This is a genomic window from Sulfurimonas sp. HSL-1656 (assembly GCF_039645585.1).
Classification (GTDB): domain Bacteria; phylum Campylobacterota; class Campylobacteria; order Campylobacterales; family Sulfurimonadaceae; genus Thiomicrolovo; species Thiomicrolovo subterrani.
On sequence record NZ_CP147915.1, the window covers coordinates 279149 to 292046 of the forward strand.

Here is a 12898-nt window from a genome sequence, read left to right on the forward strand (position 1 = left end):
GGTCAACCATGATCAAAGCGAAACTGCAGGATGTCAAGCGTTCCCTGATCCTTGAGGCGGCGGCGGAATCCTTCGAGTCGGCGGGGTACGAAGCGCTCAAAATCTCCGATCTGGCCAAAAGCGTCGGGGTCTCCGTGGGAACGATCTACGGGCTGTTCGACTCCAAAGAGGGGCTCTATATGGCCTACGTCAAAGCGCAGATCGGCGGCTATATCGAGGAGCTCCGGGCACGCTGTGTCGAGGTGACGGAGCCTGAAGCACAGCTCGAAGCGGCATTTTGGCTCAAGTTCAGCCATTTCGCCTCCAAGCGCAAGGCCGTCGAGGAGTGCGCGAAAAACAACCCGCTCTTTTTCAGCAATATCCGCCACAGCGAACCGGAGATCCTGGAGCAGGTATACAAGGTGGTCGCCGGGATCGTCCGGCGGATCAACCCGGCACTGGACGAGGATGAGGCCCTGGCGATGTCTTACCACATCGCCGGTCTCAGCGACGGCTATATTAACTACTGGCTGGTGCATGACGGTGATCTTCTCTCACAGTTGCCGGCACTGCAGGCCCAGATGTTGACCATGATCAAAGGATGTTAATGCGACCTATTTTTACTTTACTTTTCGCGGGGACGGCCCTGTTCGGTTTCGATCTGCCGACGCTGATCACCCAGGCGCAGCAGAACGAGCAGGTGCAGGCCTATGCCAAGCGTGCGGAGGCGGCGGCGCACGCACACGACGCGGTGGTTGCGTCGTACCTGCCGCGCATCGACGCGGGGGCGAGCGCCTCGTATATTGACGAACGGGGCAGCATCGACGTGCCCGAAACCTACAAGGCCTACGCCGAGGCGAACTTCGTCATCCTTGACGGCTTCAAGCGCAAGAACCTCCTCGATGAGAAGAACATGCTCACCGAAGCGGGCCGCTTCGACCTCGAAGGGTTCAAAAAGGCGGTCTCGCTGCAGGTTATCCAGCACTATGCTGAACTGCAGAATGTCGCTTCAGACATCGACGCCCTGCAGAAGAACCGCGAGCAGCTCGCCGAGCAGCTGGAGCGGTTCAAACTCTTCAAGAGTGCGGGCATCGCGACGGAAGAGGATGTCGAGCGCCTGAACGCCGCCGTGGCCGATGCGGACTACCAGATCACGGCGCGGCAGTTCGAGAGCGACCGCCTGCGCAGCCAGCTGGAACTGCTCAGCGGCGCGCCGCTGGAGGGGGAGCTGACACCGGGGGCGGTCGTGCTGCCGCAGAAGACCGAAGCGAAACGGCTCGACAGCCTCGAAGCGATGGCCTACCGGGTCCGTGCCATGGGCTATGCGGCCGAGCAGGCCGACAGCGTCTACTACCCGACCATCGCCCTTAATGACACCTATACCTGGTACGACTACGAGAATTTCAACCCGAGTTTCCCGGTCAATTTCGTCGACAAGCAGAACCGCCTGACGGTGCAGCTCACCATGAACCTGATCGACTTCGGCGCCGCGCGGCAGCAGAAGCAGGTGCTCCGGCTCCAGCAGGAGGCGCAGGCGCTCGAGCTGCGCTACGCCGAGAAGTCGGCGGAGGCGGACCGGGCCCTGGCCCTTAAAGCGATCCAGCGTGCCGAAAGCCTGTTGGATGCGGCGAAAAAATCCGAAACGGCTTCAGACCGCACCTTTGCCGTGGTCAAGAAGAAGTACGAGGCGCGGGTTGTTGATTACATCCGCTACCTCGACGCGCTAAGCAAAGCGACGGAGTCACGAGCGCAGTACAACCGCGCACTGAGCGGGCTGAACAGCGCCAATGCCACTTATATCTATAACCTGGGGATGGACCCGAAGGAGTATGTCAAATGAAAAAGATCTTAGTGACGGCCGTCCTCTTTTTGACGGCATTGCATGCCGAGAACATCTATGCGACGTTCGACGTCGAAGCGGAAAAGGCCGCCGAGCTCTCCCTGACCTCCAGCGGCACCATCGAAGGGATCAATATCGATGTCGGTTCCCGGGTCAAAAAGGGCGACATCCTGCTCTGGCTCGATAACGACGATATGAAAGAGGCCGTGGAGCTGGCCAAGGCGCAGCTTGAGCTGGCGCGCGTCGACGCCAAGTTCGCTCAGCGCAATTTTGAGCGCTACGAGAAGGTCAAAAACGTCATCGACGCGGGCGAGTACGACCGCTACGCGTCGGCGTACGAGACGGCCAAGAGCCGCCTGCACGAAGCGGAAGTGAACGTCCGCTACAAGCAGGCCCTGCTGGAGAAGACGATCCTGCGGGCCCCTTTTGACGGGGTCGTCTCGGACAAGCCCGTCGAGGTGGGGGATGTCGTCAGCGGCGCCATGATCAAGGTACTGCTGCGGCTGCAGAGCGCGAAGGCGAACACCCTCAAGCTCAAAGTCGACCAGAAGTACTGGACGAAACTCAAAGCGGGCCAGACCTTCCGCTACCGTGTCGACGGCGAGACGGCGCCGCGCGAAGGGAAGGTGAGCATCGTCTACCCGACGGCCAACAACGCCAACCGGAAGATCATCGTCGAGGTTCCCGCCAAGGGGATCGTCCCGGGGCTCTTCGGCGAGGGTGAGATCGAGGCCGACTGATGTACAAATTCGCCATTAACCGACCCATCACGACGCTGATGTACGTACTGACGCTCGTCGTCTTCGGACTGATGAGCTTCAAAGCCATGCCCGCGGCGCTCTTCCCCAACGTCGACTTTCCGATCGTGACCGTCAAAACGGTCTACCCGGGGGCGGAGCCGACCAGCGTCGAGTCCCAGATCACCGACAAGATCGAAGAGGCGGTCTCGGGGATCAACGGCATCGACACGATCACCTCCACCAGCAGCGACGGAGTCAGCGTCGTCATGGTCAAGTTCCTGCTCGAGCGCAGCATCGACGAGGCGGCGAATGACGTGCGCGACAAGGTCTCCGCCGTCAAGCTCCCGGTGCAGGCGGAGAAACCACTGGTCAGTAAGCTCGACATCGGCGCGGCGCCGGTCATCAACGTCTTCCTGGCGGCGAAGGAGGCAACGCCGACGGCGCTGATGCTCTTTGCTGATGAAAAGGCCAAGCCGGCCATCCAGCGCCTCAGCGGGGTCGGGGCTATCAACATCATCGGCTACCGCGACCGCGAGATCCGCATTTACCCCGACCCCTATGCCCTGAACAAGTACGGCATTACCGTCAAAGAGCTCAACGACATTATCTCCAAGGAGAACGTCAAGATCGGCGGCGGGAAACTGGAGAAGGGGCCCAGCGAGCTGATCATAAAGACCGAGGCCGATGCAGTGAGCATGGAGGAGCTGCTCGCGATCAAGATTAAAGACGAACTCCGCCTGGCCGATCTCGCCCGGGTCGAGGACGGCCTGGCCGATGCGAAGAGCTTCTCTTCCTATGACGGCAAGGCCGGCGTTATGCTGGAGGTACAGAAGATCTCGGGTACCAATACCCTCGACGTGATCAAGCTGGTCAAGGACGCCGTGCCGGGGCTGCAGCAGCTTGCGGGCGACAAGATCGAGGTGAAAACGCTCAACGACACCTCGCCCTTTATCATCCACTCCCTCGAGGACGTCGAGTTCGACCTCGTGTACGGGGCGCTTCTGGCGGCGCTGATCATCTTCGTCTTCCTGCGCAACGTGACGATCACCGTGGTCGCCTTTCTGGCGATCCCGACCTCCATTATCGGCACCTTCGCCCTGATGGACTACATGGGTTTCGACCTGAACAAGCTGACGCTGATCGGGCTGACGTTGGCGATCGGTATTCTCATCGACGACGCCATCGTCGTTATCGAGAACATCTATAAAAAGATGGAAGCGGGTATGGGCAAGTTCGATGCGGCCGTCGAGGGGACCAAGGAGATGGCCTTCGCCATCCTTGCGATCTCCTCGATGCTGCTGGCGGTCTTCATCCCCGTCTCCATGATGAGCGGGATCGTCGGGAAGTTCTTCAACTCCTTCGCGATGACCGTCGCCTTTGCCATCGTCATCTCCTATACGATCGCGATGACCTTCATCCCCTCGCTCAGCGCCCGGGTGCTGCATAAAGGCGAGAGCCGCTTCTACGACAAGACGGAGTTCATCTTCGTCTGGCTCGACCGCGCCTACGCGGCGACCCTGCGCTTCGCCCTGCGGTTCAAGGTGCTGAACATGGTTGCCGTCCTCGTCATCTTTATCGGCTCCCTCTCGCTCTTCCCGAAGATCGGGATGGACTTTGTCCCCAAGGAGGACAAGGCGGAGTTCGAGGTGAAGATCGAGGCGAAGCCGGGGATCTCCCTGGAGGAGATGCTCGTCAAATCCCGCAAGGTCGAGGCGCTGGTCAACGGCGTCGACCAGGTGGAGTACACGACGCTGGGCATCGGCTATAACAGCGCCCAGGAGATCAACAAGGCGCTGCTCTATGTCAAGCTGACGGATAAAACGACACGGAGCGAGAACCAGGAGGAGATCATCCAGGCGCTGCGCGGCAAACTCAAAGGGTTCGACCCGGATCTCTTCATTACCGCGGCGGCCATCCCGAACATCAAGGGCGCCGGGGTCTCCGTGCCCTACCAGATCGTCCTCAAGGGCGACAGTTTCGACTCCCTCACCAAGGCCTCGGACGCGCTCACGGCCTACCTGGCGCAGAAGCAGGGCTTCGTCGACATCGACACGAACCTCGAGGCGGGCAAGCCGGAGCTGCAGATCTCCATTCTACGCGAGAACGCCAACCGCCTTGGCGTCCGTGCCGAGGATATCGCAAAGGCCCTCTCTACGGCCTTCTCCAGTGACCTGCCGATCTCCCAGTATGAGGAGAACGGCAAGCTTTATGACATTACCCTGCGGTTTGATGATGCCCACCGCGAGGACGTGGAGCAGATCAAGAAGATGGAGCTGCGGACCCCGGCGGGCGACCTCGTCTCCCTCGACGGGCTCGTGACCTTTGAGAACGGCAGCGCGATGGCGGCGGTCAACCGTTTCGACCGCGAACGCCAGGTGACGGTCTTCGCCGACCTCTTCGGCCTCGACCTCGGCGGGGCCGTCGGATACACGATGGCCAAGATCGACGAGCTGATGCCCGAGGGCGTCAACTACCGTTTCACCGGCTTCGCCGAAGAGATGGCCAAGACGGGCAAAGCCTTTGTCACGGCAATCGGACTGACGATCATCATGATCTATATCATCCTGGCGATTCTTTACGAGTCGCTGATCCAGCCCGTCATCATTATGATGGCGCTGCCGCTCTCCATTACGGGGGTCCTGATCGCTCTCTTCTTGAGCGGGCAGCAGTTCAGCCTCTTCGTCATGATCGGCTTCTTCCTGCTGATGGGGATGGTCGGCAAGAACGCCGTCCTGCTCGTCGACTTCGCCAACGCTGCCGTCGGCAAGGGGCGGGAGGTCAACGAGGCGCTGCTCGAAGCGGGCGAAAAGCGTCTGCGCCCGATCCTCATGACGACCTTCGCGATGGTCTTCGCGATGCTGCCGCTGGCGTTCGGCAGCGGTTTCGGGAGTGAGACGAAGTCGCCGATGGCCATCGCCGTTATCGGCGGGCTCATCAGCTCGATGATCCTCACCCTGGTCGTCGTGCCCATCATCTACCGCCTCCTCTACCCGCTGGACCGCTGGCTGCGTTCGCACTACGAACGCCGTATCGGGGAGGCGTAAGCCCCTCCGGGAACCGCTGTCCCGTGTCATGCGGGCGTCTCTTTTCGTTTAATGCGCCAGAGTATGTTGTTTTCCTCAATTTATCAGCCCTGTGCCAGCGTTATCATGTGTAATTCTAGGTGTAATGCAAAAAGGACGCGGTGTTCGGTCTGAGCACCCCACCGTCCGTCAGAGGAGGAGACATGAGAATCGCAATCAGCGGGGCAGGCGGGTTTATCGGCAGTCACTTGGTGCGGATGTTCGAAGCGGAGGGGTGGGAGGTTGTCCCGCTCCACACAAAGGACTTTTCGCTCGATGACGCCGTTTTCGTCGAGAAACTTTCCGGGGCGGACGTTATCGCCCACCTTGCCGGTGCCTCGATCAACAGGCGTTGGACGGAAGCGTATAAAAAAGAGCTCTTTGACAGCCGAGTGAAAACGGCGGAGAAGCTCGTGCGTGCCATGGCGATGATGGCAGAAAAACCAAAACTTTTCATCTGTACGTCGGCGGTGGGCATCTATGCATCGACGGGCAAATATGACGAAGAAAACGCCGTCTATGCCGACGATTTTCTGGGGCGGCTGGCGCAGAACTGGGAGGCGGCGGCCATGCAGGCCAAAGCCGTTGGCATCAGGACGATCATCTTCCGTTACGGCATTGTGCTCGGCCACGGCGGCGGCATTCTCAAAGAGATGCTTCTGCCGTTCAGGCTCGGCCTCGGGGGGACGATCGGCGACGGGACACAGTCTTTTACCTGGGTGCACATCGACGATCTGATGCGGGGCTACCTTTTTGCTACCCGGCATCCGGAGATGGAGGGGGTCTACAATCTGATGGCGCCTACGCCGACGACCAATGACGGTCTGACCAAGGCGCTCGGCAGGGTGCTGCATCGCCCGACCTTCATGACCGTACCCCGTTTCCTCCTGAAGCTACGTTTCGGCTCCGAAGGCGGCGAGGCGCTGGCCGGCGGGCAGTACGCGCTGCCCAAACGGCTGCTGGAAGTAGGATTTACGTTCAAATTCAAAACCATCGATGCGGCGCTGGAGAACCTTTTTGGTTCCTGATAGCCCGAGGGGGATATGCACCGGTGAGTCTTGAGCGCCAAAAAATGTGCTAACGCTTTGCTTTGCGCCGGCAACGGCGTTTACATTGGTTAACGCGGCGTTGGTTGCCGATATACAGCTTTGTTCTACAATCGTTTTCAAAGACATCCGAACGGCGAAAAAATTCCTCACCGTTGCCGGGTCACCAAACAAGTATTCAAAAGGATTGCGGGATGAAACCATTGATCAAAGAGAGTGCGACTTCGTTAACAGCGCTGGTTTTCCTCGTTGTCGGTGTGAGCGGCGTGATGCTCTACTTTCACGTCTTCGATGTCCAGGTCAAAGCGCTGCACGAGACGCTGGGGTTGCTCTTCGCCGCCGCGGCGCTTCTGCACGTCTACTTTAACTGGAAGGGGATGAAGCGGTACTTCCCCAAAAAGCTTTTCATGGGATACGCCGCCGTGATCACCGCCGTCTCGATCGCGTTTATCGCCTCTGCCGACAGCGGCCCCAACCCGAAGGTGACCCTGATCGACCGCGCCCTGAATGCACCGCTGGCCATATCGCTCCCGCTGCTGGAGACAAACCGGGAGCAGGCCGTAACGCTGCTGGGCGGCAGGGGGATCATGATCGGCAGTGCGGATTCGCTCGCCGAGATCGCCCGGACCAACAGCGTTTCCCCCTACGAACTGGTCATGATCATCACCGCACAAAAACAGTAAAACAGCTACCCTGTTTGACGAAGATTGTCCCTGCCGGGGCAGGCTTGGTCTATAATAGTAAGTGACACACTTGGAAGGATATCGGTAAAGTGAAAGATCGCACGCGACCTCTATATCGGCTCTGGCCCCTGCCGTTTCTATTTGCCGCTCTGCTCGGCGCCGAGACGCTGCCGCTCTCGGAGCATAAGCAGGAGCTGCTGAAGCTCAAGCGCGAACAGGTCAAGGAGCAGACCGGGACCGGCAAGACAAGCTGGGTCTCTCCGCTGGTGCTGTCGCTCTCTTATACGCGCTCCAGGGATGCCGCGGGCAGCGAGGGCGGGCTGGCGAGCGCCGGGGTGTCGTGGGACCAGGATGTTTTCCGCAGCGGCGGGATCTACTATACCGTCGAACAGGCGGATGCCTCCGGCAAAGCGAACCTGCTGGCCGTCGACCTGGAAGAGGCCGCCTACCTCAAGCAGGCCTATACCCTCAAAGCGCAGGTCGAGCGGGACCGGCTGCAGCTGCAGCAGAGCGAACTGACGCTGGCCAACCGCGACATCGACCTCCTCATCACCCGGGCGAAGTACAAGGTCGGCAGCGCGGACATCAGCGAACTCAACCGCGTCACCATCGACCGCGACAGTGCGCGCAGCGACGTGATCGTCGTCCGCAACTCCCTGCGCAGCGAAGTGTTCGAACTCCAGAAGCTGCTCGGGTCGCGCGGCGTCGACACGGTGGCGCTGCCGGAGTTCCCCCTTGTCCCCCGCGACGTCTATTTGCAAAACAGTCTGGAACTGCTGCAATATACGGCCCAGAGCCGTGCGGACACGGCGGCGTGGAAGGTGACGCGTTCGGCCTACCTGCCGACGCTCTCGGTCAATGCGGGGTACGGCTACAACGACTACCGCGGCGACAGCCTCGATTATCACGGCGACCGCTACAGCTACGGCGCCGTACTGAGCATGCCGCTCGACATCAACGGCAGGGGGACGGTTGAGGCGAGCCGCCTGCAATCGCTTCAGACGCAGACGGCGCAGATCGACCGCAAGATGGAGCTGGAGCAGGAGTACGACATGCGTGCGGCGACCATCGGGGATTATGAAGAGAAGATCGGCGTGGCCGAAGAGATGATCGCCATGTACGACGACCTCTACACCTTCACGCAGAGCCAGGTCAAGGCGGGGTATACCTCCTCCTATGATCTTGAGTCGCTGGGCAATTCGGTGCAGATCCAGAAGCTCGAAAAGCAGATCCAGCACTATAACATCCAGATCGAGCGGATCGCGCTCTACTTTGACACCCGGATATACAAGGAGCAGTAATGGAAGCGATGGAAAAGGTCACGGCGTACAGAAGCCCCCGCTGGAAATGGATCGGACTGGGCATTGTCGTGCTGACCGCGGCGGCCGTCGGCGGCTACTTCTTCCTGCAACCGGCCGAGAACGGCCAGGCCTACCGTTTCGTGACCCAGAGCGCGGAGCGGGGGGAACTCAACATCACCGTTTCGGCGTCTGGGTATCTACAGCCGCTGGAGAGCGTTGACGTCGGTACGGAGGTCTCGGGCACGATCGAGAAGGTGCTTGTCGATTACAACGACCTTGTGAAGAAGGGGCAATTGATGGCGCAGATCGATAAGACGAAGTACCAAAGCGCCGTCGACAAGGCAAATGCGGCGCTGATGTCGGCCAAGGCGACGCTGGAGAACGCGAATGCGGAACTCTACCGCAGCAAGGCGACGCTCAAGCGCGACGAAACGCTGCGGGAAGAGACGAAAGGGGCGCTGCCGTCGCAAAGCGACTGGGATACGGACTACGCAAACTATCTGGCAGCCAAGGCGCAGGTCGACAACGCCAAGGCGCAGGTGGAACAGGCGAAGCACAGCCTCGTCTCTTCGCAGTACGACCTGGAGCGCACGGCCATCTATTCGCCCGTCGACGGCACCGTGCTCACCCGGGAGATCGACCCCGGCCAGACGGTGGCGGCCTCCTACCAGACGCCGACGCTCTTCACGATCGCCAAGGACCTGCGCAAGATGGAGCTGCAGGTGAGCGTTGACGAGGCGGACATCGCCAAGGTGAAGGCGGGGGATACGGCATCGTTTACCGTCGACGCCTATCCCGACACCGTCTTTTCGGGCACGATCCGCATGGTGCGGGTCAATTCGGAGATCGAGGACGGGGTCGTCACCTACATCGCCGTGCTCGACGTCAACAACAGCGACCTGAAGCTGCGCCCGGGGATGAGCGCCGACGCGGACATCACCGTCCGGACCTTCCGCGATGCGCTGATCGTCCCCCGCGCCGCACTGCTCTACCTACCCGTAGCGGCCTCCAAGGAGACGAAGCTGTTCGCGTTCCATGACGATGACCAGAGCGCCTACGATGACAAGCCGCACGTCTGGCGGCTCAACGGGCAGACCCCGGAGAAACTCTACGTCGAGGTGCTCGGCACCAACGGCACCCAGAGCGTCATCGCCGGAGAAGTACTTACACCGGGAGACAGCCTTATCGTCGCCCAGGAGAAACAGCCGTGATCAGCCTGGAACAGATCACCAAGACCTACGGCAGCGGCGAGGCGGCGACGCACGTCCTGCACCCTTTGGATCTGCAGATCGGCCAGGGCGAGTTCGTGGCCATCATGGGGCCCAGCGGCAGCGGCAAGTCGACCCTGCTCAATATCCTCGGCGCCCTCGACGTACCCAGCGGGGGGCGCTACCGGTTCGACGGGACGGACCTGGGACGGCTGACGCATGAACAGCGCGCCCTGTTCCGCCGCTACGTCCTCGGCTTCGTCTTCCAGGGGTTCAACCTGCTCAAACGCACCTCGGCGCTGGAGAACGTGGAGATGCCGCTGATCTACCAGGGCGTTTCCGCCAAAGTGCGCCGGGAGCGCGCGGAGGAGGCCCTGGTGCAGGTCGGGCTCGCCGAACGGATGCATCACGACCCCTCCCAGCTTTCAGGCGGGCAGCAGCAGCGCGTGGCCATCGCCCGTGCCATCGTGACGCAGCCGCAGGTCCTCATTGCCGACGAACCGACGGGGAACCTCGACACCCAGCGCAGCCATGAGATCATGGAGCTTATCCGGGGGTTCAATACCCAGGGGATCACCGTGATCATGGTGACGCACGAAGAGGAGATCGCCGACTACGCGTCGCGCACGATCCTCCTGCGTGACGGCCGCATCGAGAAGGACACGGGCCATGCTGCTTAACGCCTTTTTGCAAGCGATCCGGGAGATCCGGCGCAACCTGATGCGCTCCCTGCTGACGGCCATCGGGATCGTCATCGGGATCGCCTCCGTGATCGCGATGGTCAACATCGGACAGGGGGCGAGCGAGTCGATCACCGCGAGCGTGGGCAGCCTCGGCAGCAACACCCTTCACATCATGCCCGGCCAGGAGAAGGGGCCTCCGGGGATGTCGGGAACGAGCATCCCCTTCGAGATGAAGGACGTCCGCATCCTGCAAAAATCGATCTTCACGCTCGAGGCGGTCTCACCGATGGCCAGCAGTACTGTGAACGTGCTCTACCGCGACCGCAGTTACCAGACGAGTGTGCGCGGCGTCGAAAACGGCTATTTCGATGTCCAGAACTGGAGCCTGGCGGAGGGGGAGCGTTTCGGCGAGAGCGAGCTGCGCGCGGGGCAGAGCGTCTGTATCCTCGGGCAGACGGTGATCGACGAGCTTTTTCCCGGGGGAGAAGACCCCATGGGGAAAAAGATCCGTCTCAAGAGCTTTTCGTGCCGGGTGATCGGGACGCTCGAAGAGAAGGGGGCGAACACCTTCGGGATGGACCAGGATGACCTGATCCTCGTCCCCATCAAGATGTTCCAGCGCCGTATCGGGGGGAACCAGAACATCCCCTCGATCCTGGTGTCGGTCAAGGAGAACTACCCCCTCGACACCGTCAAACAGCAGATCCGCCAGGTGCTGCGCGAAAGCCGCAACATCAAACCGGGCAAAGAGGACAACTTCGCCGTCCGGAGCATGACGGCCCTGCTCGATACCCTGTCGCAGATCACGTCGATGCTGACGGTGATGCTGGGGGCGGTGGCCGCCATCTCCCTCGTCGTCGGCGGCATCGGGATCATGAACATCATGCTCGTTTCGGTGACCGAACGTACCCGCGAGATCGGCATCCGCATGGCCATCGGGGCCATGAGCCAGGATATCCTGATCCAGTTCCTGATCGAGGCGGTCGTTCTCTCGGGGCTCGGCGGCATCTTCGGCGTGCTCACGGGTATCGGGATCACCGTGGGGGTCGCGGAGGCGATGGACCTGACCCTCGTCATTAACCCGGCCGTGACGACGGTGGCCCTGCTCTTCTCCATGCTGATCGGGATCGTTTTCGGGATCATCCCGGCGCGCAAGGCGGCGAACATGAACCCGATCGACGCGCTGCGGTATGAGTGAAAAATCCGCGCCGGCAGAGCCCTCTGTCCGGCATCTGATCACTTTTTAACCGTCCTTCACCCGTCGCTCCCCCTTTTCCCTGAGAATCCGTACGCCCAATGCGCGTTGCCACAGTATACGTTTAAGCATGCTTCGGCATAATTTAAAACATATACTGTTATCGGAGACTACAATGAAGTATAGGTATTTACTTGTTCCGGTCGCCGCAGCCCTCTGTATGACGGGGTGTGCGACCATGGAAAAGCAGGAAGTGCATGAAACGCCGACGGCGGCACCCGCCGTCAGCAAGACGGTTCAGGCCGCCAGGGCGCTCAAAGAGGAGCCCGCGGGGCTGAAGCGCAAAGTCGCTATCGGCCGTTTTACCAACGAGACCCGTTACGGCCAGAGTTTCTTTATCGACGAGAACAGCGACCGTATCGGGAAGCAGGCGATGGATATCCTCTCCTCCAAGCTTTTCGAGACGGGCAAGTTCATCATGCTTGAGCGTGCGGACCTCGAGAAGATCCAGAAAGAGCTGGCGATGGGCGATGCGCCCGCGCTGAAAAACAGCGCGGACTACCTCATTCTCGGCTCCATCACGGAGTTCGGCCGCAACGAGGTGAGCGACGTGGGCTGGTTCAGCCGCGTCAAGAAGCAGGAGGCCTTCGCCAAGGTCCATATCCGCATCGTCGATGTCAGTACGGGGCAGATCATCTACTCCGAAGAGGGGAAAGGGACCGCGTACAGCGAAGCCGGTACGGTCATGGGCGTCGGTGACAAGAGCGCGTATGACTCCCAGCTCAACGACAAGGCGATCGACGCGGCGATCTCGGACCTCGCATCGAACGTTATCGAGAACATGATGGACAAGCCGTGGCGCGGCTACCTGCTGGGATACGAGCAGGGGATGCTGATCACCTCCGGCGGCAAGAGCCAGAACATCAAGGTGGGCGACACGTTCGACGTCATGGCGTCGGGCAAGAAGGTTAAAAACCCGCAGACCAACAGCATCATCACGCTCCCGGGCAAAAAACTGGCGACGATCGAGATCGTCTCGACGGCGGGAGACACCCCGGAGAACGAAGTCTCCTTCGCGTCGATCACAAGCGGGGACCTGGGCGCGCGCCTGAAAACGAAAAATTTCTCGGACCTGTATATCCAGGTCCACAAGGATTAAAG

The 12898-nt window shown here is 60.6% G+C and carries 11 protein-coding genes; all 11 read left to right on the forward strand.

Annotated features, from left to right (window positions below):
- The first annotated feature begins 8 nt into the window (after positions 1–8).
- Positions 9–587: a TetR/AcrR family transcriptional regulator gene (locus WCX49_RS01445; protein WP_345985806.1), complete on the forward strand. Its 579-nt coding sequence runs from the start codon at positions 9–11 to the stop codon at positions 585–587.
- Positions 587–1819 (forward strand): TolC family protein, encoded by a 1233-nt coding sequence (locus WCX49_RS01450; RefSeq protein WP_345985807.1) that lies wholly within the window; start codon positions 587–589, stop codon positions 1817–1819. The genes WCX49_RS01445 and WCX49_RS01450 overlap by 1 nt, the downstream gene beginning before the upstream one ends.
- The gene (locus tag WCX49_RS01455) at positions 1816–2559 is read left to right on the forward strand and encodes an efflux RND transporter periplasmic adaptor subunit (RefSeq protein ID WP_345985808.1); all 744 of its coding nucleotides are present in this window, start codon (positions 1816–1818) and stop codon (positions 2557–2559) included. The genes WCX49_RS01450 and WCX49_RS01455 overlap by 4 nt, the downstream gene beginning before the upstream one ends.
- Positions 2559–5603, forward strand: a complete 3045-nt coding sequence (locus WCX49_RS01460) for an efflux RND transporter permease subunit (protein WP_345985809.1) — start codon at positions 2559–2561, stop codon at positions 5601–5603. The genes WCX49_RS01455 and WCX49_RS01460 overlap by 1 nt, the downstream gene beginning before the upstream one ends.
- Before the next feature lie 182 nt (positions 5604–5785).
- Positions 5786–6649 carry a TIGR01777 family oxidoreductase gene (locus WCX49_RS01465; protein WP_345985810.1) on the forward strand — a complete coding sequence of 288 codons (864 nt, stop codon included), beginning with the start codon at positions 5786–5788 and terminating at the stop codon, positions 6647–6649.
- A gap of 212 nt (positions 6650–6861) precedes the next feature.
- Positions 6862–7350 carry a DUF4405 domain-containing protein gene (locus tag WCX49_RS01470; protein ID WP_345985811.1) on the forward strand — a complete coding sequence of 163 codons (489 nt, stop codon included), beginning with the start codon at positions 6862–6864 and terminating at the stop codon, positions 7348–7350.
- A gap of 89 nt (positions 7351–7439) precedes the next feature.
- Positions 7440–8651: a TolC family protein gene (locus tag WCX49_RS01475; RefSeq protein WP_345985812.1), complete on the forward strand. Its 1212-nt coding sequence runs from the start codon at positions 7440–7442 to the stop codon at positions 8649–8651.
- On the forward strand, positions 8651–9862 hold the full coding sequence (locus WCX49_RS01480) for an efflux RND transporter periplasmic adaptor subunit (protein WP_345985813.1): 1212 nt from the start codon (positions 8651–8653) through the stop codon (positions 9860–9862). The genes WCX49_RS01475 and WCX49_RS01480 overlap by 1 nt, the downstream gene beginning before the upstream one ends.
- On the forward strand, positions 9859–10539 hold the full coding sequence (locus WCX49_RS01485; RefSeq protein ID WP_345985814.1) for an ABC transporter ATP-binding protein: 681 nt from the start codon (positions 9859–9861) through the stop codon (positions 10537–10539). The genes WCX49_RS01480 and WCX49_RS01485 overlap by 4 nt, the downstream gene beginning before the upstream one ends.
- Positions 10529–11740 carry an ABC transporter permease gene (locus tag WCX49_RS01490; RefSeq protein ID WP_345985815.1) on the forward strand — a complete coding sequence of 404 codons (1212 nt, stop codon included), beginning with the start codon at positions 10529–10531 and terminating at the stop codon, positions 11738–11740. Before WCX49_RS01485 ends, WCX49_RS01490 begins: the two co-directional genes overlap by 11 nt.
- A 172-nt stretch (positions 11741–11912) precedes the next feature.
- Positions 11913–12896: a CsgG/HfaB family protein gene (locus WCX49_RS01495; protein WP_345985816.1), complete on the forward strand. Its 984-nt coding sequence runs from the start codon at positions 11913–11915 to the stop codon at positions 12894–12896.
- Positions 12897–12898: the final 2 nt, after the last annotated feature.

What these genes read in the sequence shown, in the direction of transcription:
- WCX49_RS01450 (WP_345985807.1), top strand. Translation starts at nt 587, where the DNA reads ATGCGACCTATTTTTACTTTACTTTTCGCGGGGACGGCCCTGTTCGGT.
- WCX49_RS01495 (WP_345985816.1), top strand. Translation starts at nt 11,913, where the DNA reads ATGAAGTATAGGTATTTACTTGTTCCGGTCGCCGCAGCCCTCTGTATG.
- WCX49_RS01460 (WP_345985809.1), top strand. Translation starts at nt 2,559, where the DNA reads ATGTACAAATTCGCCATTAACCGACCCATCACGACGCTGATGTACGTA.
- WCX49_RS01470 (WP_345985811.1), top strand. Translation starts at nt 6,862, where the DNA reads ATGAAACCATTGATCAAAGAGAGTGCGACTTCGTTAACAGCGCTGGTT.
- WCX49_RS01455 (WP_345985808.1), top strand. Translation starts at nt 1,816, where the DNA reads ATGAAAAAGATCTTAGTGACGGCCGTCCTCTTTTTGACGGCATTGCAT.
- WCX49_RS01465 (WP_345985810.1), top strand. Translation starts at nt 5,786, where the DNA reads ATGAGAATCGCAATCAGCGGGGCAGGCGGGTTTATCGGCAGTCACTTG.
- WCX49_RS01480 (WP_345985813.1), top strand. Translation starts at nt 8,651, where the DNA reads ATGGAAGCGATGGAAAAGGTCACGGCGTACAGAAGCCCCCGCTGGAAA.
- WCX49_RS01445 (WP_345985806.1), top strand. Translation starts at nt 9, where the DNA reads ATGATCAAAGCGAAACTGCAGGATGTCAAGCGTTCCCTGATCCTTGAG.
- WCX49_RS01490 (WP_345985815.1), top strand. Translation starts at nt 10,529, where the DNA reads ATGCTGCTTAACGCCTTTTTGCAAGCGATCCGGGAGATCCGGCGCAAC.